This window comes from Nocardia sp. CDC160 (assembly GCF_035818795.1).
In the GTDB taxonomy this organism is placed as follows: domain Bacteria; phylum Actinomycetota; class Actinomycetes; order Mycobacteriales; family Mycobacteriaceae; genus Nocardia.
The window spans coordinates 498607-523553 of record NZ_JAYKYT010000003.1 but is presented as its reverse complement, the minus strand read 5'-3'; the positions used below and the strand labels follow the sequence as shown (position 1 = coordinate 523553).

Sequence of the window (24947 nt, the reverse complement as noted above, 5' to 3'; positions counted from 1 at the left end):
ATCGGTGTATTACGTCCCCGGGAGTGGAGACGACCCGAGACCCGGGAACTCATCGGAAGAGCAAGCCCCATGTGGGGGCCCATGCCAACCATACGAACCCGGCGGGGATCAGGAGGGCGAGTCCGCGGCGGTGGATCGCGGTCAGGGCGGCCCGGGACCGGACGGTGTTGTACAGGGTGAGGGCCAGCGCCACGACGGTGCCGACGGCCAGCAGTTGCAGGACCAGCCAGGGGAGCGGTCGGGCGAGGACGATCGGGCCCGGTGAGTTGCCGCCGGTGGCGTAGATCCACAGCAGGTAGGCGATCGTGCCCAGGACCGAGGTCAGACCGAACAGTGCGAGCGGGCGGGTGCCGCGGATTCTCTTGCCGGTCCGCGAGATTGGCAGATAGGCGAGGAACGCGACCAGGAGCAGGATGATGACGGCCGCTTGAATACCGGGGGAGGTCCACGGATCGCGGCCGGGATCGCGGCTGGCGGTCGGCTGGGCGGGTGCCGGTGCGGCGGAGGACTCCGGCGGGGTTCCGGCCGCTACCCGATGCAGCCAATCGGTCATCGTGTCCAGGTAGCCGGGTGCGAAGTCGCCGGGTGGGATCGGGCGATCGTAGGTCGGGCCGACCCGGTCGAAACCGGTGACGGTGGAGCGGCCATTGTGCGAAGCGGCGGTGAGGAATCGCAGGGTGACGCTGGGGTCCGCGGTCAGGGAACGCTGGAAGATGGCGGCGCTTTCGACCGGCGGCTCCTGGACGTCGTGGTCGCCCCACAGGCCCAGGATGGGGACGTGCACGCGGTGCAGCACGGGGAGGGGATCGAAATCGGCGGCGGCGAACAGGCCGGTGCCCGCGAGGAGCCGGGCGGCCGGACCGGCCAGGGCGTCGATGAGCGCGCTGCGGTCACCCCGGTGCCGGAGCCGGTTGGCCAGGTACCAGGTCTGGGTGCGCAGTGGATCGTAGCCCGAAGCGCCCAGCGTGATCAGGAACGCGATGTCGTCGGACCGGGAGGCCGCGAGGGGCGCTACCCACCCGCCCTCGCTGAAACCCCACAGTCCCACCATGTCTCGGCGTACGCCGGGCTGGTCACGCAGGTATCGCACCGCGCCCAGGGCGTCGTCGGCCAGCAATCCGAAGTCTCGGTGGGTTCGCGAGTATCCGTCGGTCCGCTTGTCGTAGATCAGGACCGTAATGCCCGCCGCGGCAAAGGCTTCCGCCTCGCGGCGGTACTCCTCGCGGGGTCCGGGACCGGACCCGCCGACCAGAACTATGCCGGGTGTATCGGAATTCGTTGCGGCCGGGCTGATTACGGTGCCGTGCAGAGTGAGCCCCGCGCCCCCGGTGAAGGTGACCTCACGTCCGGTCGAGTCGGGTGCGGCGGTGGCGCGCGGTGCGCACGGCATGAACAGGGTGAGAAGTATGGCCACGAGTACGCAGGGGAGGAGAACCCGCCCGGCCCCGGCCGTCGGTGTGATTCGCATGTTCGGTTGTCTCCATGGGTGATTCAGCTCGCTGGGAAGCTGAACAGTCGCAACAGCACGGCATGCCGATCGCCGCCGTCCGCCTCCTCGGTCGCGCCGTAGCGCTGGACCAGCTGGATGTAGTCCTCGAAGAATTCCTTGAAACGCGCCGCGTCGACCCGAATGGTCGCCCGCGAGAACGCGAAGGTGTCGGCCCTGTCGCCGAGCTCACCGGCGTGCCGTTCGAAACTCTCGTACAGCTCCACCAGTTCGGCCACGTGCTGCCGGGCGAGATCCGCACCGACTTCCCGCATTTCGCCGCTCATCTCGCTGTACCGCGGGTATCGCCGGTCGCCGGGAACGGCCCGCCACCAACGCTCCTTCCCGGTCGACAGCTCCGGAACCTCTTCGACGAAGCCGTATTTCGCCATCTGCCGCAGGTGGTAGCTGGTCAAACCACTGCTCTCCCCGAGCGCCGCGGCCAGGCTCGTCGCGGTGACGGGCCCACCCCGTAACTGCTCCTCGATCCGCCTCCGCAGCGGGTGCGCGAGCAGCCGCAGCGCGGCGACATCGGAAATCCGTTCGGGAGCGGGCTGATCGGCCATGGCCCCAGGCTAGCGGTAGCAAAGGATGTTTGCAAAGAGTCTTTGCGATGTGAGTGGCCGTCAATTGCGTTGGCGTGTCAGGGCTGGGGGTGATCTGGTTCCGGGTACGTTCGAACTGTTTGCTAATTGATTGCTTGTGGGTTTTCCGGGTTGCGAGGAGGCCGCGTGAGTTCGGTAATCGACGATGCGCCGTTCACGTCGTTCCATAAGCGGTTGGCGGTCGCGTGTTCGGGTGGGCCGCTATTGGACGGGTACATCCTGAGCATTGTCGGGACCGCGCTCATCGGCATGACGGCCGAACTGAATTTGAGCACGGGGGATACCCAGTTGATCGGGGCCGCGGCGCTGGTCGGCATGTTCGTGGGTGGAGCCCTGTTCGGGGTGCTGACCGACAAGATCGGGCGCGAGGTCATGTACACGGCCGATCTGGTGGTGATGGGTGCCTGTTCGATCGCGTCGTTCTGGGCCGAATCCATTTGGCTCATTGTGGTTTTGCGCTTCATTCTGGGCATGGCGGTATCCGCCGACTACCCGATCGCCACATCGTTGCTAGGTGAGTGGTTGCCGCTAAAACAGCGCGGAAAGCTGCTCGGATTCCAGATCGTCGCCTGGTACGCGGGGTCGGTGCTCGCGTACGTGGTGGGGTATCTGATGCTGACGTTCTTCGGCAATGGCAGCTGGCGGTGGCAGTTGGCCAGCGGTGCCGTGCTGTGTGCGTTCTTCCTGATCATTCGGCAGAGCACCGCGCCGGAGTCGCCGCGCTGGCTGGCACAGCACGGGAAGGCCGACAAAGCGGCCCGGATGATCGAGAAGTATCTGCACGTGAAGGTCGACCCGGCGACGCTGGTGGAGGCGGGCGACGAGGCGCATCCGGCCAAGCACGGGTCGCTGCGGGGGCTGTTCCGGCCGACCTATCGCAAGCGGACCATCTTCTGCAGCGGGTTCTTCCTGTGCCAGGTGGCGGTGCTGTTCGCCATGCTGACCTTCGGGCCGCAGATCCTCGCGGCGTTCGGCATGCCCGCGGGAACCTGGATGGACACCCTGGGCACCGCGCTGATCAGCCTGGTGTTCCTCATCGGCTGCCTGCCCGCCATGCGGTTGATCGACACCGTGGGACGGCGGCCGACCATCGTCTGGTGTTTCGGGCTGATGATCGTTCCGGTGCTGTTCATCGGTGTCTGGCCCGCCATGCCCGCCGTGCTGGCCTTCCTCATGCTGTGCCTCTACGCGTTCTTCTGCGGCGGTCCGAACGTCCTGGACTGGACGTATCCGAACGAGTTGTTCCCCACGCACATTCGAGCCACCGCGGTCGGATTCGCCACGTCCATCAGCCGGGTGGGCGCGGCGCTCGGGACCTACCTGCTGCCCTGGTCGCTGGACCATCTCGGGATGGGGCCGACCTTCCTGTTCGCGGCGGGATTGACCGCGGTCGGCTTCCTGATCTGTCTCTGGGGTGCCCCGGAGACCAAGGGGCACAGGTTGGAATCGGCTGCGACGGTGGCGGTTCCGATCGGGGCGGCGCGGCCGGAACCGGCATGACAACTGTCATGGTCGAGAGGTGATGGTTGGCAGATTCGGGGAGGTCCGCGCGTCCGTAGCGTCATTCCTGTAGCGATCAGACCGATTACAGGAGTTCCGAAATGGCCGACCACACCACCACTGTGAACGCGCCGCAGGGGGCGGAGACTCGTCCGAATCTGCTGCGCATGCTCGCCCCGACCCTCCGCGATATCGCGGTGCCGCTCGCCGCGTACTACGGCCTGCACTGGGCGGGATACTCCGACTTCGCCGCGCTGCTGGCGGGCGGTCTGGTCTCGGGGGTCATGGTCCTGGTCGAGGTGGTCCGGGCTCGGCGGATCGACGCCATGTCCGCGCTGATTCTGGCGGGCTTCGCCTTCGGCATCGTCAGTTCGCTGATCAGCGGGGACGCCCGGATGATGATCGTGCGCGACTCGCTCACCACCGCCGTGATCGGGCTCGCCTTCGCGGTCAGCGCCCTGTTCGGCAAGCCGCTGACCTATGTGGCGGCACGCAAGGCGTTCTCGGGAAATCCGCGGAAGCTCGCCGAGATGGAGTACAAGTTCAACAACATCCCGATGGTGCGGCGCACGCACAACCGGATCGCGGCGATGTGGGGTGTGGGCATGATCGGGGAGTCCGTGGTGCGTGTGGTGCTCGCCTACCAGTTGCCGATCCACACCATGGCGTGGCTGTCCAGCGTCCTGATGATCGGTACCACCGCCACCCTGATGCTGATCACGGTGCGAACCATCAAGTGGGCCAGGCGATCCGAGGCCGCCGCCACCCAGCCGGGCTACGCTTCGGTGCATGAGTGAGGGTTCGGTTCCGGACAGCACACTGACGGGAACCGCTCGAGTAGAAGCGTTCAGCGACGGGGTGATGGCGATTGCCATCACCCTGTTGATTTTGAATATCCAAGTGCCCCCGCACGAGCCGGGGCATTTGCTGCAGGAACTGGGACACATCTGGCCGACGTATCTGGCGTATCTGGCCTCGTTCATGACGATCGGCGTGGTGTGGATGAATCACCACACCTTCTTCGGGCGGCTGCGACGCATCGACCACGTGCTCCGGTGGTGGAATCTGATGCTGCTGCTGGGTGTTTCGCTCGTCCCGTTTCCAACGATCGTGGTCGCGGACAATGTCGTGCATGGAACCCGGCGCGATGCCGTCGTCGCGGTGGCCCTCTACGGGATCGTGGGGGTGATCATGACGATTCCGTGGGCTCCCATGTGGCGCAGGCTGGAGCAGCGGCCGGAAATGTTGAAGCCTGGACTGGGACCGGATTACGCGCGGCGGGAGCGGTGGCGGGCCTGGCCGGGGATTCTGGTTTACGCGGTGACGATCGGGATCGGATTCCTGTCGCCGATCACGGCTTTGGTGTTGTATCTGCTGGTCTCGACGTTCTACGGGGTGAGCAACAAGGGGTGGTCGTCGCCGAGCGAGCCGGATCCCGATGAAGAGTAGGGCTTGCCAATTTAAGCGATTGTGATTAACTGCCGGGGTGGACAGCATGAGCGTGGCGGGCGGACCGGTTACTCAGATCGCCTGGGTCGTGGCGGACATCGCGGCCGGGGAGAAGTTCCTGACGACCGTGCTGGGCGCGCGTCGCTGGATGCGCATGCCGGACGTGCGCTTCGGGCCCGAGAACACCGTGTACCGGGGTGATCCCGCGGATTTCACCGCGCACATCTCGTTGTCCTACAGCGGTGACACCCAGCTCGAACTCATTCAGCCGGTGCGCGGGACGTCGATCTACACCGAGTTCCTCGAGCGCGGCGGGCCGGGGCTGCATCACGTCTGCCTGGAACCCGAGGACTTCGACGCGGCGCTGAAAGACGCTGCGGCGCAGGGGATCGACGTGGTGCAGCAGGGCGATATGGGTGGGCAGATGCGGTTCGCCTATCTGGACGGGGCGGCATCGGGGGTGCCGTTCATCGAACTCGCGGAGATCGGGCCGAACATGCGGCTGTTTTTCGAGCAGATCAAGAAGGATGCGCGGTGAGCACAGCGATACCGGAAATCATTGCGGCGGAGTCGATGACCGCGTGGTCCGATGAGGTCGACGTGGTCGTCGTCGGGTTCGGGATCGCGGGCGGGTGCGCGGCGGTCGAGGCGGCGGCGCACGGGGCTCGGGTATTGGTGTTGGAGCGGGCGGGGGTCGCGGGCGGCACGACCGCATTGGCGGGTGGACATTTCTACCTCGGGGGCGGGACCGCGGTGCAAAACGCTACGGGGCACCGGGATTCGGCCGAGGAGATGTACAAGTATCTGCTCGCGGTCGCGCGGGATCCGGAGCCGGAGAAGATTCGCGCCTACTGTGACGGCAGCGTCGCGCATTTCGACTGGCTGGAGAGCCTCGGCTTCGAGTTCGAGCGCAGCTACTACCCGGAGAAGGCGGTCATTCAGCCCGGCACCCAGGGGTTGATGTACACCGGCAACGAGAAGGTGTGGCCCTACCGGGAGCAGGCGACGCCCGCGCCGCGCGGGCACAAGGTGCCGGTGCCGGGGGACACCCAGGGCGCGGCCATGATCATCGATCTGCTGGTGAAGCGGGCGGCCGCGCTCGATGTCGAGGTGCGCTACGAGACGGGGGCCACCAATCTGGTCGCCGACGCGGACGGCGCGGTCGTGGGCGTGCGTTGGAAGAATCTCGGCAGAACCGGTGTGGTGCGGGCGAAATCGGTGGTGTTGGCGGCCGGTGGGTTCGTGATGAACTCTGAGATGGTGGCCGAGCATGTGCCGTGGCTGAGCGAGAAGCCGTTCGTGCTCGGGACGCCCTTCGACGACGGGCTCGGGATTCGGCTGGGGGTTTCGGCGGGGGCGGCCACGCGGATGATGGATCAGGCGTTCGTGACCGCGCCAGTGTATCCACCGTCGAAGCTGCTGACGGGAATCATTGTGAACCGCAACGGGAAACGGTTCGTGGCCGAGGACTCGTATCACGCGCGGACGTCGGCCTTCGTGCTCGAACAGCCTGGCGCGGTGGCCTATCTGATCGTGGATGCCGAACACATGGAGCGACCCATGTTTCCGCTCGCACCGTTCATCGACGGGTGGGAGACCGTCGAGGAGATGGCCGATGCGCTCGGAATACCCTATGAGGCACTGCGATCCACCCTCGATGCCTACAACGAGCACGCGTCGCGCGGGGAGGACCCCGACTTCCACAAGGCCGCCGAATGGCTGCAACCGCAGAATCAGGGGCCATGGGCGGCCTTCGATCTGACGTTGGGCAAGGCGCTCTACGCCGGATTCACCCTCGGCGGTCTGCGGACCTCCGTCGACGGAGAGGTGCTGCGGGACAACGGTTCACCGATCCCGGGGCTGTACGCGGCGGGAGCCACCTCCTCCACTCTCGCCCAAGACGGCAAGGGGTATTCGAGTGGCACCCAGCTCGGCTCCGGATCGTTCTTCGGCCGCCGCGCGGGCCGTCACGCGGCGGGACGCTCCAGCTGAAGAATCAGCTCTGACGCGGTGACGGCGTCGAGAATACCGAAGGTGCCGCCTCGCAGCTCCACCGACAGAATGCGTTGCCGCTCGGGCTCATACCGGTAGCCGCCCTCCAGACCGGGGTCCAAGGTGACGGTTACCTCGCGGGTGGGGGTGAGGCGGCGGTACAGGGCTTCCCGGGTGACCTCCCAGCCGAGTTCCTGGAGGGCGAACAGGCGATCGGTGCGCACCTGCCGATCGGTAAAGCGGTGCAGGACGGTCGACTCCGACTCCTCCGGGGTGAACCTGTAGATCGGTCGGGTCAGCTGCTCGAAGGGCTGGCGTAATCCGGTGTCGCCGAAGCTGTTACGCCACGCGTCGACCGAATCGCCCAGATGAATCGGATGGACGATACCTATCAGCGCCTCACCGGGTAGCTCGACAAGCGTGCCCCCGACATCGACGAGCGATCGATCCGCCTCGATCCGAAAGGTCCCAACCACCGCCCCGTGGCCGTCGAACCGCGCCCACACCAGACGCCGCGCCAACTGCCCCAGCGCCGGATCCTCGAGAACCAATCGCCGATGCGCCGCCACCCGCCACCGCCGCCCATCCACCATCGCCGCCTCGAACCGCCGAATCTGGTCAGTGGTAATGGATTTCGGCTCGGTGACAATGTGGGACGTGCCCTCCTCGCCCGACTCCGCCACCACGGCGAGTCGGTCCCGAACCCGTCGGATCAGGGCCTCATCGGCGGCCGACCCATCCTCGTCCGCCGCGGCCAAGCGCAGCCACGGTGTCATCCGCCCCGCCCGCGGGTCGGGCTCCTCCACCCGAACCCCACGCCGCGCCTCAGCGACCGCGGTCACGAAATCGTGCCCATGCTCGATCATCCAGCTGTCGACGAACCGATCGATGAACTCCCGCTCCCGTCGCGCCCCGGTCCGATACGCCACCGCCGCGTGCTGCGCGATGGCGAAGGCGACCGCGGCCCCCTCCGGCGTACACGGGCCCTCCGGCGCGGCGGCATATTCCGCAGCGGCGTCCGCGAGTTCGTCCAAACCGTCCAGTCGGGCCGAGGTCAGAATTGTGTCCACGGCCCGTCGATGGCGTCGCAGGAACCTCCGCACGGTGTCGGTGGCGTGTGGATCGGGCCAGCGCCGGTCGTCCTCGGTCATACCGGATCGCGCACGATGAGCGAAACCGCCATGGGGACCAGCAGATCCACAAGGTCGCTCACCGGGGGGCGGGGGTCGGAGAGGAGCCATTCGTGGGCGAGGCCGTTGACCGCGCCGATCAGCGCGCTGCCCGCCAGGTCCGGATTGCCGCGGATGGCGGCGTTCGGTCCGGCGAGGGGTTGGAGGGCCAGGCGAATGATGTCGACCCAGGCGTGGCGGCGTTCGCGGCGGTGTTGTTCCATGCGTTCGCTCACGCCGACGACCTCGACGAAGGCGACCTTGGCGCGGAACGGGTCGGAGCCCACCGAGTCCAGGAAGGCCGACAGGACCGTGGTGACCGTCTCGGTCGGGTCGGGGTCGGGGCCCATGTCGCTCAGGGCGCTGGCCAGGGCCGCGGCGGACTGGTCCTGGATCTGGTCGTATGCCGCGACCAGGACGTCCTCGCGGGTCTGGAACTCCTCGTAGAACTGGCGTTTGGATAGTCCGGCGGCGGCGCACACGTCGGCGAGCGAACAGTTGGCGTAGCCACGCTCACCGAAAATCTGGATGGCGGCGTCGAGGAATCGCTGTCGCCGCTCGGCTTTTCGTTCGGTCACGGCGCGTCCGCCGTACTGCCTGCCTTCGATCGTCACTGTCGTTTCTCGATCGTCACGCCTGAAAGGTTACGGCCGACTCAGCGACGTGGACGCAAACCGTCGAGCATGTGGGTGACCATCTCGTCGAAAAGGCTGTCGGCCTCCTCGGAATCGACCAGGCCCGAGCCCAGAATCGCGGCCAGGCCGTGCAGGGCCGCGACCGCCGACAGGCAGATGCGGCGCGGGTCGCCGGGGACCACCTCGCCGTGCTCCTGGCCGTCGGCAACCATGTCGATGGGGACGGTGAAGGCGCGGGCGGCGGCCTCGCCGATGGCGGGGGTGGGACTGTTCTTGCGCGCGAACATCAGCGCCAGCAGGGCCGGGTTGTCGATGGCGAAGTGCAGGTAGGTCTCGGCCATGGCGCGCATGCGCTCGAGGAAGGTGCCCGTAGCCGCGGCCTTCTCGAAGCCCGCGCCCAGGCGCTCGAAACCGGCGGTGGTGAGCGCGTCGAGCAGGGCCTGCTTGTCTCGGAAGTGGCGGCTGGGCGCGGCGTGGCTGACGCCGGTGTCGCGGGCGAGTTGCCGCAGCGACAGGCCGTCGACCCCGGCCTCGCTCAGGGTCTCCTCGGCGCGGCGCAGTAGTTCGGCGCGCAGGTCTCCGTGGTGGTAGGACCGCGCGCGCTCCACCACTTCGCGGGCCTTGCGCTTGGCGATGCTCATGGTGAGAGCAGGATATCGGACACACTCCCCTATGTTGGCGTTGACTACTTTGTTGTCGCTGCCTACATTCGTTCGCATGGTGAAAACGAGTGCACCGACCGGCGTTCCCCTGCGCGGTTGGATCGGCCCGATGGTGGTGCTGACCTTGCTCGCGGCGCTGATCGGCACCATGTACCTCGGGTACACCTCCGATCCGGAGAAGAACCTGCACGATTTCCCGGTCGCCCTGGTCAATCAGGACGTCGGCGATGTCATGGACGGCAAGACCGTCAATATCGGCGATCAGATCGCCGACGCGCTGAGCCAGAAGATTCCGAGCGAGAAGATCGATCTGCGGCGAGTCGGCATCAATGACGCCCGCCAGCAGTTGAGCAACGGACAGGTCTACGGGGCGATCATCATTCCCGGGGACTTCACCAAGCGACTGTCCATTCTCGCGGCCGCCTCGGTGGTGCCGGGCGATATCGAGCGGCCGACGATCACCGTGCAGACCAATCCGCGCGCGGGCACCTACGCCTCCTCGATCATGCAGCGCATCACCGATCGGGCCATGGCGCAGGTCAATTCGACCGTGGGCGCGCAGCTGACGGATCAGGTCAAGGCCAAGGTGAACACCGAGTTGACCGGTGCCGCAAGGCTGCAACTGGCCAAGCCCATCGATGTGGTGGTCAGCCCGTATCGCCCGCTGCCCGCGGGCACCGGGCAGGGGCTCTCGGCCTTCTTCTACACCCTGGTCCTGCTCTTCGCGGGATTCAGCGGCGCGATGATCATCCACTCCATGATCGACAATGTGCTGGGTTACCTTCCGGCCGAATACGGTCCGTGGTTCCGCGCCCCGGAGCCGCGGTCCATCAGCCGCTGGCGAACCCTGCTGGCCAAGTGGGCCATCGCGGCGGTCACCGCGCCGGTGCTGTCGGGCATGTTCATGGGCATCGCGACCCTGTTCGGCATGCCGATCGATCAACCGCTGCCGCTGTTCCTCTATGGCACACTGGCGATCATCGCGGTCTCGGTGACCGGTCTGTCGGTACTGGCCGCCTTCGGCACCATGGGACTGCTGGTCAATATGATCGTGTTCGTGGTGCTGGGCCTGCCGTCGTCGTCGGGTTCCATTCCGGTGGAGGCGATTCCACGCTGGATCGCCGCGCTGTCCAGCTTCGAGCCGATGCATCAGATCTATTTGTCGGTGCGCGCCATTCTGTTCTTCGACGGGCATCTGGAAGCCGGTCTGAGCACGGGCATTTGGATGACGCTGTTCGGGTTGACCGTCGGGTTGCTGCTCGGCGCGGTCGCGACGCACACCTACGATCTGCGCGGGCTGTACCGGCTCGGCGTGCCGCACGTCGCGGAACCCGGCCACCCACAGTGACTTTCGGCCCTGTTCGTTGTCGAGCTGTGACGGAGATACTGGCCCCGGGCACCGAATAACTCATCGCCGGGCGATGATTGTGGGGCGGTTCGATGGTGATGGCTTCGTCGCAGTTCGATCAGCTGACGGGACAGTTCCTGCGCGCAGTGCGCGATGCCGGTGGCGGTCTCGGGGCGGTGTGCACCGCGTGCGTGCGCGTGCTGCCGGTGACCCGGGCCGCCATCGTGCTGGAGGAACGCGACGCGGGCATGCAACCCTGGTGTGCCAGTGACGAATTCGCCGAACGGGTGGAGTTGGCGCAGGCCACCGCCGGGGAGGGGCCCGCGGTCACGGCCGTGATCGACGGTGTGCCCGTGGTGGTCACCGAGCTGAGCGTGGACTGCGAGCAGTGGCCGGGCTTCGCGGAGGCGCTCGCCGCCGCGTCACTGACCGGGTCCATGTTCGCGGTGCCCTTGCGGCTGGGCGCGATACGGCTCGGCGCGGTGGATCTGTACCGCGAGACGATCGGGCGGCCGGGGCCGCGGCTGCTGTCGGCGGCACTGCACATCGCGGATCTGGTGACCGCCAGTCTGGTGCTGGCGTCCGGCGACGAGACGCGGCAGTGGGCACAGCCGTTGTCCAGCCGCTGGATTCATCAGGCGGCGGGCATGACCAGCGCCCAACTCGGCATCGAGATCGCCGACGCGTACGCCCGCCTGCGCGGATACGCCTTCACCCACGGGCTGTCCCTCGTCGAGGTGGCGCGGCGGGTGGTGGAACGGGACGTTCGGTTCGAGGCCGAATGAGCGCAACTGTTCCGACACGCCCGGCCCGGCAAATACCATGAGCTGACGGCAAAGGCGGCACAGAAAACTTACGTGGCGGATTCCGCAGGTCCGCCGATGCGGGGTGATGGCGGTGTCCGACAGTGAGTTGCTGGTGTCGGTATTGGCGAGGTTCGCGCGGCTGCTCCCGGCCGCGCACGAGCTGTCGCACATTCTGGACGAATTGATGCGCAGTGCCATCGATGTGCTGGAACCGGGCGGCGTGACGGTGGCATTGTCACCGGGTCTGCAAGCCAACCGGTCGGATCTTTTCGGCGGAATACCGGAAAACCTGCTGGATCTCGAGGTCTGCCAACGCGACTACGCCCGCGGTCCCGGCGTGGTCGCGCACGATTGCGGTGCCGCGGTGACCGTCACGAATATCGAAGGCTACGGCGACATGTGGCCGGAGTACACGAGTCTGGCCGGGTAGCACCGCATCTCGTCGGTCGCGGCCATCCCCATGCGGCTCGACGAGACCGAAGCCGGTGTGCTGAGCCTGTATTCGCGTGATCCTCGTCACTGGACGGGCCGGGATCTGTCGGTGGCCACGCTGCTGGCGGGCATGGCGACCGGCCACATCGTCACCGCGAATCTGGTGCAGCGCCACCGGCGGGTGACCGAACAGCTCCAACACGCGCTGACCACCCGCATCGTGGTGGAACAGGCGAAGGGCGTGATCGCCCATGCCCATCGCACCACCCCGGACGCGGCATTCCAATTGATTCGAGCCCACGCCCGTAGAAATCGCGTCACCGTGCACGCCGTCGCGCACGGGATTGTCGAGCTGGGTTTGCGAATATGAGTACTTGTGAGTTTTCATTCGTGAATCAGGAGTAACCTGGACAGCTGGCGGAACCGAAAGCCCCTGTCCCCGGCCGGTTTCCGTGCGCATGACGACCGTCCCAGCACTCGACGGCCCGTCTATTTAACGGCAATTCTATGCTCGATATTCGTCGACCTGGGGGCAATCGTGAATTCCTCACGTGCACCGCATTATTCGCCTGCCCATATCTCCACTCGCCGTACTCGGCGAGGTAGTGAATTCGACCAGCTCGTCCGCCGGATCGCCGAGGGCGACCGGGCCGCCTACGAGGACCTCTACCGCCGAACCCGCGGGCTCATCTACTCCCGCGTCCTGAACATCGTGTGCGACACCGGATATGCCGAGGAGACCTGTCACGAGGTGTATCTCCAGGTCTGGCGCAGCGCGTCCGGCTTCGATCCGGCCCGCGGCAATGCGCTGACGTGGCTGACGACCCTCGCCCACCACCAGGCCGTCGATCGCGTGCGGCGCGAGTGCAGCGCCGCGGGGCACGAACACCGTTGGGGCGTCTGCGATTACCGACCCGCCACCGATGTGGTGGCCGAGGAGATCCTGCGACGACAGGACGAACGGGCCATTCGCAACGGATTGGCCGCTCTCACACCGTATCAGCGGGAATCGGTGGTGCTCGCGTTCTACGGGGGGCTCACGTACGCGCAGGTGGCGGCGCGGTTGGGCATTGGATTGCCCGCGGTCAAGGCGCGCATCCGATCCGGCCTGGCGCAGTTGAAAACGTCACTGGCGTAAGCGAATTCAATGCGGTGAAGTCAGTGCGCGGAGGTCGCCTTGAAGCCGCGCGGGACCAGGATCACGGTGAGCACCGCGACCGTGCCCACCATGGCGGTCGAGATCCAGGAGGTGGTGGTCAGCGCGGCGTCGTAGGCGTGCTGGGCGATGGACAGCACCTGATCGCCGGTCGGTCCGCCGATCTGCTGGGCCACGTGGGCCGCGCCGCCCACCGAGCCCTGCGCATCGGCGAGATCGTCGCCCTGCAGCGGCAATCCGGTCATGTGGCTGGTGAACAGGCGTCCGTGAATGCTGCCCAGCAGCGCCACGCCCAGGCCGATGCCCAGCTCGTAATTGGTCTCCTCGACCGCGCCCGCCTGGCCCGCGCGCTCGGGCGGGACCGCGGCCACCATGACCGCGGCGGCGGTGGTGATGGCGATGCCGTCACCGATGCCGAGGCAGACCAGGATCAGCGCGACGAGCGGGTAGGTGGTGTTGGGCACCGCCGCCAGCACCGCGAAACCGATGGCCAGCGCGCCCAGGGCGAAGCCCATCAGGAAGCGCACGCCCACGCGCTGCATGAGCCACGGCGTGGCCAGCGAGCCGAACAGCGTGGCGATGGCCGCGGGCAGGGTGCGCACACCGGCCTGCGAGGGCGTGTAGCCGTGAATGTATTGCAGCCACAACGAGATCAAGAACAGGGCCGCGCCGATGGCGAGCATGGCCAGCAGCGTGGCCAGGGCCGCGGCGGTGAAGGCGCGGTTCTTGAACAGCCGCACGTCCAGCAGCGGATCCGGTGATCGCAGTTGCCGGTAGGCGAACAGGCCCAGCAGCACGAACGCGGCGAGCAGGATCACCAGATCGATCAGCGCCGGATTGCCCTTGGCCACATGCTTGATGCCCCATGCCAGCGCCACGATGCCCAGCACCGACACCACGGCGCTGGCCCAATCCAGGCCGCTGCCCTGCTGGGGTGCCTTGTACTCCGGGAGCAGCCAGAGCCCGGTGGCCACGGTGACGATGACCACCGGCACGTTCAGCCAGAAGGCCGCCGACCAGCCGAACGCCTCGACCAGATGGCCACCGACCAGCGGGCCGATGGCCGCGCCCGCACCGGCCACCGAGGCCCAGATGCCAATGGCGAGGGTGCGTTCCTTGTCGTCGGTGAAGATATTGCGAATCAGGCTGAGCGTGGACGGCATGACCATGGCCCCGCCGACGCCCAGCAATGCCCGACCCGCGATCAGCTGGGCGGGCGCGGTGGCCGTGGCCGCCACGATCGAGGCGAGGCCGAAGAGCAGGAACCCGGCCAGGAACAGCCGCTTGCGTCCGTAGCGGTCGCTGATCGCGCCGCAGGTGATGAGCAGACCGCCGAGCACCAGGCCGTAGAGGTCCACGATCCAAAGCTGTTCCATGGGACTGGGTTCCATGGAGTCGATGAGTGACGGGAGCGCGACATTCAGGATGGTCGCGTCCATCGCCACCAGTAGCAGGCTCGCGCACAGGACGGCGAGCATGGCCCAGCGACTGGCGAGGGCCGGGGCCACCTGGTTCTGCACGTCATCTCCTCGAGTCGGGGACTTGATCGGCTGATGGCAACAACCTGGCTAAGCCTACTCGAGGGTGTGTCCTACTTGTCCGCGTGCTGTTTGGCGAGCAAATCACGAATCTCGGTGAGCAATTCCAACTCGGTCGGATCGGCCTTGACCTCGGTGGGCTTGGCGAAGCGCTTCTTGATGGTGTTCATCGGCACGATGAGCACGAAGTACAGGACCGCGGCGACGCACACGAAGTTGATGACGGCGCTGATGATCGGGCCGAGCGCAATGAAAGTGGCTGGCTTGTCGGCGATCAACTGGACGCCGAAACCGTATTCCTTATTGCCGCCGAGCGTCGCGAGCAGCGGCTCGATGACCCCCTTGGTCACCGAGGTGACGATGGCGGTGAAGGCCGTGCCGATCACGACGGCCACGGCCAGATCTATGACATTGCCCCTCATCAGGAAATTCTTGAAACCCTTGAGCATGACGCGCGATCAATCCAATCCGAGACGTATTCGTAATGTTCCGAACGAGTCTAAGGGGCTTCGGCACGCAGGGTTCGCACCAACGCGACGCACATGGCGAGCATGACGACACTGAACGGCAGCGCTATGAGAATGGCCACCGTCTGCAACGTGGTGAGCGCCGAGGTGCCGGTGCCACTGGCCACCAGCAATGCCACCGCTACCGCGCCCTGCGCGCAGGTCCAGAAGGCCCGACTCCAGGTCGGCGGTTCCGGATTGCCGCCCGAGGACAGCATGTTGATCACCAATGCGCCCGAGTCCGCGGATGTGACGAAGAACAACACGATCACCAGAATCGCCAGACCCGCCGTGATCGAGCCGCCGGGCAGGGTGTGCAGCAGCGCGAACAGCGCGCTGTCGCGATCGGGTCCGTCCGGGCCGACAAGCCCACCGCCGCCGAACATCTCGCGGTGCAGGCCCGCGCCGCCGAACACCGCGAACCAGACGAAGGTCAGCAGGGTCGGGACCAGCAGCACGCCCGCCACGAACTCGCGCACGGTGCGGCCACGCGAGATTCGCGCGATGAACACTCCAACGAACGGTGCCCAGGAGATCCACCAACCCCAGTAGAAGACCGTCCACTGCCGAGTCCACGCGGTGCCGTCCGCGCCCTCGGTCGCACCGGTGTACAGGCTGATCTTCGGCAGGGTCTGCAGGTACTGGCCGATGTTCTGCACCAGGTCGTTGACGATGAACAGGGTCGGCCCGGCGATCAGCACATAGAGCAGCAGCGTTCCGGCCACGCCCATGTTCGCCTGGGAGAGCAGCTTGATGCCCTTGTCCACGCCGGTCACCACCGAGACCGTGGCCAGCGCGGTGACGGCGACGATCAGCACCACCTGCGGGCCCTTGCCCGGTTCGTGCAGCCAGCCTTGGTAATTCAGTCCGGCCGAGATCTGCAGGACGCCCAGCCCCAGCGAGGTGGCCACGCCGAAGACGGTGCCGATCACCGCCACCACGTCGATCACATCCCCGCGCCAGCCCCGAATACGATCGCCCACAAGCGATTCCAGCGACCAGCGGATGGAGACCGGGCGACCCTTGCGATGGATCGAATACGCGATGGCCAGCCCGACCACCACGTAGATGGCCCACGGGTGAATGCCCCAGTGCAGAAACGTCTGCACCATGGCCGAATCCGCGCGCTGCGCCGGTGTCGGGCCGACGCCGGGCCGCGGATCCTCGTAGTGGAACAGCGGTTCGGCCACGCCCCAAAACACCAGGCCGATGCCCATGCCCGCCGCGAACAGCATGGAAAGCCAAGCGCCCAGCGAGTATTCGGCCCGCTCGCCGTCCGAGCCGAGGGTGATGCCGCCGAAACGGCCCAGTCCCAGCCAGATCGCGAACACCACGAACAGGCTCACGATCACGATGTAGTACCAGCCGAAGCCGCCGATCACATTGTCCTGCAGGGCCTTCGCCTGCCGGGCGGCCGTCTCGCGGAACACGATGGCGTACACCGTGAACGCGGCGACGACAATGGCCGCGGGCCAGAAGACCCGGGGCGCGACGGCCATTCGGGGATGGACGGAAACCGAGTCCGGGCCGCTCGACCCGGACTCGGTGCTGTGCGCTATTTTCCGCCCGCCTTGTTCTTCAGCGCGGTGACGATCTCGTTGACCGCGGCCAGCACGTCCTGTGCGGCGTGGTCGAGATTGGCCCGCACCTGTTCCAGGGTGCCCTGGAGATCCTCGGGAGTGATTTTGTCGGCGAATGCCTTCGCCATATCGGCGAGATCGGCGGCCGCGTTCTGCGCCCGGTCGGCGAGTTCGGCGGCGGCCCCGCTGGCCCGTTCGGCCAGTTGTCCGGCCGCGGCCTCCGCGGTGGCGCGGAGGTCGTCGGCCAGCCGTTCGGTGTTGTCGCCGAAATTGTCATTCGTCGGCATATCGCGGGTCCCCCTACTTCGATCCGCCGCCGAGTTTCTCCTTGACCTTGCCCAGGAGGCCGCCCACCTTCTCCTTCACGTCGTCACCGGCGTGTTCGAGGCGCTCCTTCATCTCGTCCATCGTGCCGCGCACCTCGTCACCGGCCTTGTCGGCGGCTTCGCGCGCCTTGTCGCCCATGTCCTGGGCGGCGGCTTTCGCCTGGTCACCGGCCTCGTTCATCTTGTCGCCGAAAGAAGACATCGGAACCTCCCTACGTTGGTCACGCTCGGGCAGTTACAGCGATCTTTCAGCAACCGATACTAGTCCTGTTTCAGACCACCGGTCCAAGTACGCGTTCGATATAGGCGTTCGTGAACCGGCCCTTCGGATCGAACCGGCGGCGGACCTCGGCGAACCGATCCCACTCCGGATAGCGCCCGCGCAGCGTCTCGGCGGTCTGGAAGTGTCGCTTACCCCAGTGCGGGCGGCCGTGGTAGCGGTCGAAGACCGCCTCGCAGGCGCGGAAATACGGCTCGTACTCCATTCCCTGGTACTGGTGCACGGCGATGTAGCAGGTCTCGCGCCCGCCCGCGGGGGAGAGGAAGGCGTCGTCGGGGGCGACCCAGCGCACCTCGATCGGCATCACGGTGTCGAAGTGCGCGGCCACCTCACGGATCTCGCGAATCGCGGCGGCCGAATGTTCGCGCGGCAGTGCGTATTCCATCTCGGTGAAGCGGAACAGGCGGGGACTGGCGAAGACTCGGTACGAGCGCTCGACCTGGCGGCGGTAGCTGCCCGCGTAGGCGGCGGCGCGCTGGACGGTCGGGATCAGGCGCGGGCGGCGGCGGGTCAGGCGGCACAGCGCGTCGAAGGTGTAGTTGGTCACGAGGATGTCCGAGAACCAGTCCACGGCTTTGCCGCGCGGTTGCTCGGGGAGATCGACCGTGTTGTTGCACTTGGTCATTGCCAACGGGCTGTGGGCGAACATGTAGAACTCGAAGTGCTCGTTGCCGTCGACGTAGGTGTCCAGATCGGCCAGCACGTCCTCGACCGGCACCGGGCGCTCGATGCCCTCGAGGACGAACGACGGCACCATCTGGAGGGTGACCGCGGTGACCACGCCGAGCGCGCCCACATTCACCCGTGCGGCCCGCCAGCCGTCCGGATCGGTCTGCTCATTGAGCTCGACCCGGCTGCCGTCGGCGAGCATGAGCTCCACCGATTGCAGTGCGGCCGAGAGGTTCTGGAGCTTGGACCCGGTGCCGTGGGTGCCGGTGGCGGTCGCCCCCGCGATCGACTGCACGTCGATATCGCCGAGATTGGGGAAGGCCAGGCCCAGTGGGTGCAGGGCTTCGCTGGTGGCATTGAGGGTGCGACCCGCCTCGACGCGGACCAGACCGGTCGCGCGGTCCACGTTCAGGATCTTGTCCAGCTTGTTCAACCGCAGCAGCGTGCCGTCGGTGAGCACGGTCTCGGTGAAGGAATGGCCGGATCCGGCGACCCGGACGGTGTGTCCGTTCGCCTCGGCCTGTGCGAGTACTGCCGCGACGTCCTCGGGCGAGCTCGGTTCGGCGATGGCTGCCGGGGTGCAGCGCTGATCCCCGGCCCAGTTCACCCAAGAGTTGGTCATGCGACCAACTTTAAACCGCGAGTGTGATGTCCGCTACCGTTTGCGCGGTGGGCACGCCGCGGCCTTCGCCCGTTCCACCTCGTCCTCGGTCAAGGGCGGTTGCGTGAGCGGCATGCGCGGCACACTGTCGCCACGGACGCCATTGAGAATCACGGCCATGTAGCGCTCCCAGACATCGGGATTCACCGGCCGGGCGAAGCCCGCGATGCCGTCGACCATGTTCACCATGGCGAAGAAATCGGCGGGCTCGATATCGGGCTGCAGCACCCCCGCGTCCTTGGCGCGCTGGATGACCGCCTGCATGCCGGGCCGGATGCGGTCCTTCATGCACACGAAACGGTCCATGCTGTCGTGCAATTCGAGAATGACCTCGCCGAAGCCGCGATTGACCGCGATGTGGCGGCAGGAGTACTCGAACAGATCGACCAGGCCCTGCCACGGGTCCGGATGGTGCAGCGCGGTGTCCACCGCCCCGGCCAGCTCGGTGACCATGTGGTCGAAGACCTCGGAGATGAGCTCCTGCTTGTTGGCGAAGCGGCGATAGACCGTACCGACGCCGACTCCGGCGCGTTCGGCGACATCGTCGAGCGTGACCTCCAGGCCGCGATCGGCGAACAGCTCGCGGGCGGCCGCGATGATGCGCTGCTGATTGCGGGCGGCGTCCGCGCGCAGACGCCGAGGTGGTGGCGCGGTGGTGACGTGATTCACAGGCTAATCCTAACAGGAATCGGGATTATCCGGAGACTTCATCTCCGTTTTGTCTGGTAGCTTGGACCGGTAAGCGGAGACGGTTTCTCCGTTAATCCTAGGGGACGAGGAAAACACCATGACAACAGCTCTCGAGAAAGACGTGGCGGCGTCGGCCCCCGCCGCGCGGCGTGGCTCGCACGCCATGCGCTGGTGGGTGCTCGCCGTGCTCGGTGTCGCCCAGCTCATGGTCGTGCTGGACGCGACCGTCGTGAACATCGCGCTGCCGCACGCGCAGGCCGATCTCGGATTCTCCAATGGGGATCGGCAGTGGGTGATCACGGGGTACGCGCTGGCCTTCGGCAGTCTGCTGCTGCTGGGCGGGCGGCTGTCGGACCTGTTCGGGCGGCGCACGACCTTCATTACCGGACTGGTCGGGTTCGCCGTCGCGTCCGCGGTCGGCGGTGCCGCCGGGAACTTCGAGGTGCTGGTCGGGTCTCGCGTCGCGCAGGGTGTTTTCGCGGCGCTGCTGGCACCGGCCGCGTTGTCGCTGCTGACCGTCACCTTCACCGAACCCTCCGAGCGCGCAAAGGCTTTCGGCATTTTCGGTGCGATCGCCGGTGCCGGTGGCGCCCTGGGTCTGCTGCTGGGTGGCGCGCTCACCGAGTGGGCCTCGTGGCGTTGGGTCATGTACGTCAACCTGGTCTTCGCGGCCATCGCGTTGGTCGGCGCGATGCTGTTGCTGGCCAAGCACACCGCCACCGAGCGGCCCAAGCTGGATCTGCCGGGCACGCTGACCGTGACCGCCGCGCTGTTCGCCATCGTGTACGGCTTCTCCCACGCCGAATCCGACGGTTGGACCAATGGCGTGACGCTGGCCTTCCTGATCGGCGGCGTGGTGCTGCTGGGCGTGTTCGCGTGGCTGGAACAGCGGGTCGCGCATCCGCTGCTGCCGCTGCGCGTGGTGTTGGACAAGACCCGCGGCGCTTCCTACGTCACCGTGTTCACCATTGGCATCGGCATGTTCGCCATGTTCCTGTTCCTCACCTACTACATGCAGCAGCAGCTGGGGTACTCGCCGATTCGCACCGGCGTGGCCTTCCTGCCGATGGTCGCGGGCATGGTCGCGTCCTCGACCACGGTGCCCGCGCTGCTCATGCCGCGGGTGGGTCCGAAGGTCACCGTGGTGTCCGGATTCCTGCTCGCCACACTGGGAATGGTGCTGCTGACCCGCATCGGCGTCGCCACCGGCTACGCCAGCCACATCCTGCCCAGCCTGATCCTCATGGGTCTGGGCCTGGGTATGGCGATGTCCACCGCCTTCACCGGCGCGACCTCGGGCATCGACCACGAGGACGCGGGTGTGGCCTCGGCGATGGTGAACACCAGCCAGCAGGTCGGCGGCTCGATCGGCACCGCACTGCTCTCGACGCTGGCTTCGACCGCGTTCGGTAACTATGTGTCCGACCATGTTCCGCCGTCGCCCGCGGTGCTGGCCGAGGCCGCGGTGCGCAGCTACACCACCACCTTCTGGTGGGCAGCCGCGATCTTCGTGGTCGGGGCGGTGATCACCGGGTTGATCATGCCGAACCAGGTTCCCGCGCCCGCCGAGGGCGAACCTGTTCTGGCGCACTGAGTTTCGTGAATCAACACTGAGTTTCGCCCACCGGACAAAGAGGTCCGGAATGAAAACGGCCCCGGCTCGTCGGAACGAGCCGGGGCCGTTTCTTTTTCGGCTTACCGCGATTCAGCGGCAGTTCGAGGGCGGGGCCAGACCCGCGAAACGGTCGGACAGATAGTTCATGGCGTTCATCGCGCCCGGGAAGATGGCGGTGCCGTGATCCGCGCCGGGAATGATGTCGAACTGGACCGGGGTGCCCGCGGCGCAGTACCGGCCCGCGGTGTAGAGGGCCAGATCGAGGGGTACCTGGTCGTTGCCGCCGTGCCATTCGTAGAGCGGCTGGTGGATGAGTTCGGGGATGATCTCGAGCGCGTTCTCGTGGAAGGTGCGGATCAGTACCGGGTCGTTCTCCGCGCCCGCGTGGAAGACCTCGCTGATGTGATGGTTCGCACCCACCGAGATGATGTCGTCCACACAGGAATTCGCGATGCGCTCGCGCATCCAGAAGCCGAACGGCGTGAGTGAGTTGTCGAGTCGCATTTCGGCCGGGTATTCGCGTTCCATGCCCTCGGCCACGGCGAAGCCGAGTCCGAACAGGGCCTGCGGCGAATCACCCGCCTCGATGGCCATTTTGCCGGGATTCACCGGGACGCCGCCCTGGGCGACACCGACAATGGGGAGCTCCGGCGCGTAGTCGGGGGCGATGGCGGCCGCGAAACCGGTGGCCATCGCGCCGCCGGAGTATCCGGCCAGGCCGACCGGCGAATCGGCCAATCCCGCCGGGGCGAAACGCTTCACGGCGCGAATGCCGTCCAGGGTGATCTGCCCGCCCATGCGGGCCGCGCCGTAGGCGCTGTCGGGGCCGAGGTGATCGGGCACCGCGATCGCCCAACCCCGGGCCAGCAGCAGCGGGAAGGCGGAGGCCTCCTTCATGCTGCCGTCGAACAGGCTGTGCGACGGAGCGCATTGCATGCCCAGGGAATTCACGAACGGCTGATACGACAGCAGCGGTCGCGGCCCGGGACCGGGGGAGATGAGGGTGGTCATGGCGGCGATGGGCGCGCCGACGGAATTGGTGGAACGGAACAGGATCTGCCACACCGTCGCACCGGCCCACGGGCTGGGCATCGGACGGGCGTTGAGGACGTCGCCGTTCTGGGCGCCGCCGAGATCGCCTGCGGCGTAGTAGAACCCGTCCGGGTCCGGAAAGGGGTAGATCGGCCCGGCGTGAGCCGCGGGTGCGGCGGCCATGACGGCCACCAGTACCGAGGCGATTCCGAAGCCCTGGACCAGCATCTTTCTGATCGACTGCCGCACCGCCAACTTGGCTCCTCGAGGCCGATGGGACAACACCGGGCAAGCCGCACTATCCTCGCAGTTCCGGGCTGTTGTTCGGGCTCAGCAACACGCCGAATGGCAACTATTTAGCTAACTAGTAAGGCGTGTCCACCCGCGCCAGGAAGTTCGTAGACTGCTCGAATCGGGCCGAATCGGCCGCGGACTCGGGTGCCTCGGGGGGACCGTTATGACAGGTATCGGCGAACGGCACGACGATTGGGGGCAGGCGATGAGCGAGAAGACTCGGCACTGGGTTCCGGCGTCCCGGCTGACGGTGCTGCTGGGCGAGGACGACCTGTATCGGCATCGGCCCCGCTACCACGAGATCGTGCGGCGCGCCCGGGATGCCGGACTGGCCGGGGCGAGCGTCTGGCGTGGCGTGGAGGGGTACGGGGTGTCCTCCCACATTCACACCGCGCGGCTGTTGGATCTGGCCGAGCGGATGCCGGTGCTGGTGATGATCATCGATGCCACCGATCGCCTGCGCGCCTTCGTGGAAAGCAATGCGGACCTGCTGGATTCGGTGACGGTGGCGCTGTCGCCGGTGGAGGTTTTCGACGGGGTCCGGCGGTGACGGCGGTGCCCGGTTATCTGGTGGATCGCGCGGTGGCCCCTCGATTCGATAGTGTTCTCCCCCTGGGCACACTGTTTCGATCGGACGAGGAGGGCGCTTACAGCTATGCGGTGGCGAACGTCGTGATCGGTGCTCATCTCGGGGAGCGGGTGCGGCCGTGATCCTCATGACGAGCCGGGCACAGGCGATACGGAAGGGAGGTGCGAGCATGGCCCACGATCGAGCCGGACGACCGGCGCGGGCCACGGACCTCGAGGACATCGCGCATTTGGTGACGGCCTACTACAGCCGAATTCCGGATCCGGCTGATCCCGAGCAACTCGTATCCTTCGGCACCTCCGGGCATCGCGGGTCGAGCCTGGACTGCGCGTTCAACGAGGCGCACATCCTGGCCATCACCCAGGCGATCGTGGAATACCGTGCCTCGCGGGGGATTACCGGGCCGGTGTATCTGGCGCGGGATACGCACGCGCTGTCCGAACCCGCCTGGACCACCGCGCTGGAGGTGCTGGCCGCCAATGACGTCACCGCGGTCATCGACTCGCGCGATCGGTACACGCCGACGCCCGCGCTGAGTCACGCTGTGCTGCGGCACAATCGGGGCGGGACGCGGCATCAGGCCGACGGCATCGTGGTGACGCCCTCGCACAATCCGCCGCGCGACGGCGGATTCAAATACAACCCGCCGCACGGGGGTCCGGCCGACACCATCGCCACCGATGCGATCGCCGCCCGGGCGAACGAACTATTGCGAACCGGGCTCGCCGATGTGCGGCGGACCTCGCTCGCGCACGCGCTGGCCACCAAGGTGGAGCGCTACGACTATCTGGACCGCTACATCTCGGACCTACCCAACGTGCTGAACCTGGATGCCATTCGGGGCGCCGGGATTCGGCTGGGCGCGGATCCCATGGGCGGGGCCTCGGTGGACTACTGGGAGGAGATCGGGCAGCGCTACGACCTCGAGCTCGAGGTGGTGAATCCGTTCGTGGACCCGACCTGGCGGTTCATGACCTTGGATTCCGACGGGCGGATTCGGATGGATCCGTCCTCGCGCTATGCCATGGCCTCGCTGGTGGCGATTCGCGACGATTACGACATCTCGACCGGCAACGACGCCGACGCGGACCGGCACGGGATCGTGACTCCCGATGCGGGACTGATGAATCCGAACCACTACCTGGCGGTGGCGATCGAATACCTGATCGCCAATCGGATGGGGTGGGACGCGCTGACCAAGATCGGCAAGACCGTGGTGACCTCCGGGATGATCGATCGCGTGGTCGGGGTGCTGGGGCGCGACGTGTACGAGGTGCCGGTCGGGTTCAAATGGTTCGTGCCCGGATTGTTCAGCGGCAGTCTGGCTTTCGGCGGCGAGGAGTCCGCGGGCGCGTCGTTCCTGCGCATGGACGGCACCGTGTGGACCACCGACAAGGACGGCATCCTGCTCGCCCTGCTGGCCGCGGAGATCACCGCCGTCACCGGGCAGAGCCCGTCCACCCGCTACACCGAACTCGAAAAGCGCTACGGCTCACCCGCCTACACCCGCGTCGACGCGAACGCGACCGCGGAACAGAAAGCGCGCCTCGCGGCGTTGACGCCGGACATGATCACCGCGACCGAAATCGCCGGGGAGCCCATCACCGGCATCCAGACCCGCGCGCGCGGCAATGGCGCGGCGCTGGGCGGAGTGAAGGTCACCACCGAGAACGCGTGGTTCGCCGCGCGGCCGTCGGGGACCGAGGACAAGTACAAGATCTACGCGGAATCCTTCCATGGGCCCGAGCATCTCGCGTTGGTGCAGGCGGCGGCCGAGGAAGTCGTGGGGCACGCGCTGTCCGGTACCTCCGGTGCGTGAGGGCTTGGCCGTGGGCAAGTCGTACGGCTCGCTGGAGGTCTTCGCCGGGGTGGGCCTCGCGGTGGACGGGCAGCCGGGTCGTGGTGCTCGGGCTCAACGGCGCCTCTC

At 66.9% G+C, this 24947-nt stretch carries 26 protein-coding genes; 13 read left to right on the top strand and 13 right to left on the bottom strand.

What is annotated here, in order from left to right:
* Window positions 1-49: 49 nt before the first annotated feature.
* Both VMT40_RS17075 and VMT40_RS17070 read right to left on the bottom strand, forming a co-directional pair.
* Window positions 50-1468 (bottom strand): alpha/beta hydrolase family protein, encoded by a 1419-nt coding sequence (locus VMT40_RS17075; RefSeq protein ID WP_326359219.1) that lies wholly within the window; start codon window positions 1466-1468, stop codon window positions 50-52.
* Window positions 1469-1491: 23 nt separating this feature from the next.
* Window positions 1492-2052, bottom strand: coding sequence for an ArsR/SmtB family transcription factor (locus VMT40_RS17070; RefSeq protein ID WP_326359217.1), 561 nt, complete (start codon window positions 2050-2052; stop codon window positions 1492-1494).
* A 165-nt stretch (window positions 2053-2217) separates the two neighbouring features.
* Here VMT40_RS17070 and VMT40_RS17065 point away from each other — a divergent pair, with 165 nt between their 5' ends.
* The 5 genes from VMT40_RS17065 to VMT40_RS17045 all read left to right on the top strand — a co-directional run bounded on the left by VMT40_RS17065 (window position 2218) and on the right by VMT40_RS17045 (window position 7032).
* Entirely contained in the window at window positions 2218-3591 is a 1374-nt protein-coding gene (locus tag VMT40_RS17065; protein WP_326359216.1) for an MFS transporter, read from the top strand.
* Window positions 3592-3692: 101 nt separating this feature from the next.
* Window positions 3693-4388, top strand: a complete 696-nt coding sequence (locus tag VMT40_RS17060; RefSeq protein ID WP_326359215.1) for a VC0807 family protein — start codon at window positions 3693-3695, stop codon at window positions 4386-4388.
* Window positions 4381-5040, top strand: a complete 660-nt coding sequence (locus VMT40_RS17055; RefSeq protein ID WP_326359213.1) for a TMEM175 family protein — start codon at window positions 4381-4383, stop codon at window positions 5038-5040. Before VMT40_RS17060 ends, VMT40_RS17055 begins: the two co-directional genes overlap by 8 nt.
* Before the next feature lie 46 nt (window positions 5041-5086).
* On the top strand, window positions 5087-5578 hold the full coding sequence (locus VMT40_RS17050) for a VOC family protein (protein WP_326359212.1): 492 nt from the start codon (window positions 5087-5089) through the stop codon (window positions 5576-5578).
* Entirely contained in the window at window positions 5575-7032 is a 1458-nt protein-coding gene (locus tag VMT40_RS17045; RefSeq protein WP_326359210.1) for an FAD-binding protein, read from the top strand. The genes VMT40_RS17050 and VMT40_RS17045 overlap by 4 nt, the downstream gene beginning before the upstream one ends.
* Here VMT40_RS17045 and VMT40_RS17040 read toward each other — a convergent pair.
* The 3 genes from VMT40_RS17040 to VMT40_RS17030 all read right to left on the bottom strand — a co-directional run bounded on the left by VMT40_RS17040 (window position 7008) and on the right by VMT40_RS17030 (window position 9477).
* On the bottom strand, window positions 7008-8183 hold the full coding sequence (locus VMT40_RS17040) for a DUF4132 domain-containing protein (protein ID WP_326359209.1): 1176 nt from the start codon (window positions 8181-8183) through the stop codon (window positions 7008-7010). The two genes, VMT40_RS17045 and VMT40_RS17040, sit on opposite strands and share 25 nt — an antisense overlap.
* Window positions 8180-8779 carry a TetR/AcrR family transcriptional regulator gene (locus tag VMT40_RS17035; protein WP_326359208.1) on the bottom strand — a complete coding sequence of 200 codons (600 nt, stop codon included), beginning with the start codon at window positions 8777-8779 and terminating at the stop codon, window positions 8180-8182. The genes VMT40_RS17040 and VMT40_RS17035 overlap by 4 nt, the downstream gene beginning before the upstream one ends.
* 77 nt (window positions 8780-8856) lie before the next feature.
* Window positions 8857-9477 (bottom strand): TetR/AcrR family transcriptional regulator, encoded by a 621-nt coding sequence (locus VMT40_RS17030; RefSeq protein WP_326359207.1) that lies wholly within the window; start codon window positions 9475-9477, stop codon window positions 8857-8859.
* Between the two features lie 76 nt (window positions 9478-9553).
* Between VMT40_RS17030 and VMT40_RS17025 the strand changes: the two genes are divergently transcribed.
* From VMT40_RS17025 to VMT40_RS17005, 5 genes are all read left to right on the top strand, one after another.
* Complete coding sequence (locus VMT40_RS17025) at window positions 9554-10846, top strand: YhgE/Pip domain-containing protein (RefSeq protein WP_326359205.1); 1293 nt, start codon at window positions 9554-9556, stop codon at window positions 10844-10846.
* A 98-nt stretch (window positions 10847-10944) separates the two neighbouring features.
* Window positions 10945-11631 (top strand): GAF and ANTAR domain-containing protein, encoded by a 687-nt coding sequence (locus VMT40_RS17020; protein WP_326359203.1) that lies wholly within the window; start codon window positions 10945-10947, stop codon window positions 11629-11631.
* A 112-nt stretch (window positions 11632-11743) separates the two neighbouring features.
* On the top strand, window positions 11744-12082 hold the full coding sequence (locus VMT40_RS17015) for a hypothetical protein (RefSeq protein WP_326359202.1): 339 nt from the start codon (window positions 11744-11746) through the stop codon (window positions 12080-12082).
* 30 nt (window positions 12083-12112) lie between these two features.
* Window positions 12113-12454, top strand: coding sequence for an ANTAR domain-containing protein (locus tag VMT40_RS17010; RefSeq protein ID WP_326359200.1), 342 nt, complete (start codon window positions 12113-12115; stop codon window positions 12452-12454).
* A 168-nt stretch (window positions 12455-12622) separates the two neighbouring features.
* The gene (locus VMT40_RS17005; RefSeq protein WP_326359199.1) at window positions 12623-13222 is read left to right on the top strand and encodes a sigma-70 family RNA polymerase sigma factor; all 600 of its coding nucleotides are present in this window, start codon (window positions 12623-12625) and stop codon (window positions 13220-13222) included.
* 20 nt (window positions 13223-13242) lie between these two features.
* Here VMT40_RS17005 and VMT40_RS17000 read toward each other — a convergent pair whose 3' ends face one another.
* The 7 genes from VMT40_RS17000 to VMT40_RS16970 all read right to left on the bottom strand — a co-directional run bounded on the left by VMT40_RS17000 (window position 13243) and on the right by VMT40_RS16970 (window position 19469).
* Window positions 13243-14760 (bottom strand): MFS transporter, encoded by a 1518-nt coding sequence (locus VMT40_RS17000; RefSeq protein ID WP_326359198.1) that lies wholly within the window; start codon window positions 14758-14760, stop codon window positions 13243-13245.
* A 71-nt stretch (window positions 14761-14831) separates the two neighbouring features.
* Window positions 14832-15227: a large conductance mechanosensitive channel protein MscL gene (gene mscL, locus VMT40_RS16995; protein WP_326359196.1), complete on the bottom strand. Its 396-nt coding sequence runs from the start codon at window positions 15225-15227 to the stop codon at window positions 14832-14834.
* 50 nt (window positions 15228-15277) lie between these two features.
* The gene (locus VMT40_RS16990) at window positions 15278-16783 is read right to left on the bottom strand and encodes a BCCT family transporter (protein WP_326359195.1); all 1506 of its coding nucleotides are present in this window, start codon (window positions 16781-16783) and stop codon (window positions 15278-15280) included.
* A gap of 56 nt (window positions 16784-16839) precedes the next feature.
* A complete protein-coding gene (locus tag VMT40_RS16985; RefSeq protein WP_326359194.1) occupies window positions 16840-17151 on the bottom strand; it encodes a hypothetical protein in 312 nt (103 codons plus the stop codon).
* A 13-nt stretch (window positions 17152-17164) separates the two neighbouring features.
* Window positions 17165-17392 (bottom strand): CsbD family protein, encoded by a 228-nt coding sequence (locus VMT40_RS16980; protein ID WP_326359193.1) that lies wholly within the window; start codon window positions 17390-17392, stop codon window positions 17165-17167.
* A gap of 70 nt (window positions 17393-17462) precedes the next feature.
* Complete coding sequence (locus VMT40_RS16975) at window positions 17463-18761, bottom strand: D-arabinono-1,4-lactone oxidase (protein WP_326359192.1); 1299 nt, start codon at window positions 18759-18761, stop codon at window positions 17463-17465.
* Window positions 18762-18794: 33 nt separating this feature from the next.
* Window positions 18795-19469, bottom strand: coding sequence for a TetR/AcrR family transcriptional regulator (locus VMT40_RS16970; RefSeq protein WP_326359191.1), 675 nt, complete (start codon window positions 19467-19469; stop codon window positions 18795-18797).
* 118 nt (window positions 19470-19587) lie between these two features.
* On the opposite strand from VMT40_RS16970, the gene VMT40_RS16965 reads away from it, so the two are divergent.
* Window positions 19588-21084 (top strand): MFS transporter, encoded by a 1497-nt coding sequence (locus VMT40_RS16965; protein ID WP_326359190.1) that lies wholly within the window; start codon window positions 19588-19590, stop codon window positions 21082-21084.
* Window positions 21085-21195: 111 nt separating this feature from the next.
* Here VMT40_RS16965 and VMT40_RS16960 read toward each other — a convergent pair whose 3' ends face one another.
* Window positions 21196-22386 (bottom strand): lipase family protein, encoded by a 1191-nt coding sequence (locus tag VMT40_RS16960; RefSeq protein ID WP_326360218.1) that lies wholly within the window; start codon window positions 22384-22386, stop codon window positions 21196-21198.
* 250 nt (window positions 22387-22636) lie between these two features.
* Here VMT40_RS16960 and VMT40_RS16955 point away from each other — a divergent pair, with 250 nt between their 5' ends.
* Together VMT40_RS16955 and pgm are read left to right on the top strand one after the other, a co-directional pair.
* On the top strand, window positions 22637-22981 hold the full coding sequence (locus VMT40_RS16955) for a DUF190 domain-containing protein (protein WP_326359189.1): 345 nt from the start codon (window positions 22637-22639) through the stop codon (window positions 22979-22981).
* A gap of 208 nt (window positions 22982-23189) precedes the next feature.
* Window positions 23190-24839: a phosphoglucomutase (alpha-D-glucose-1,6-bisphosphate-dependent) gene (gene pgm, locus VMT40_RS16950; protein WP_326359188.1), complete on the top strand. Its 1650-nt coding sequence runs from the start codon at window positions 23190-23192 to the stop codon at window positions 24837-24839.
* Window positions 24840-24947: the final 108 nt, after the last annotated feature.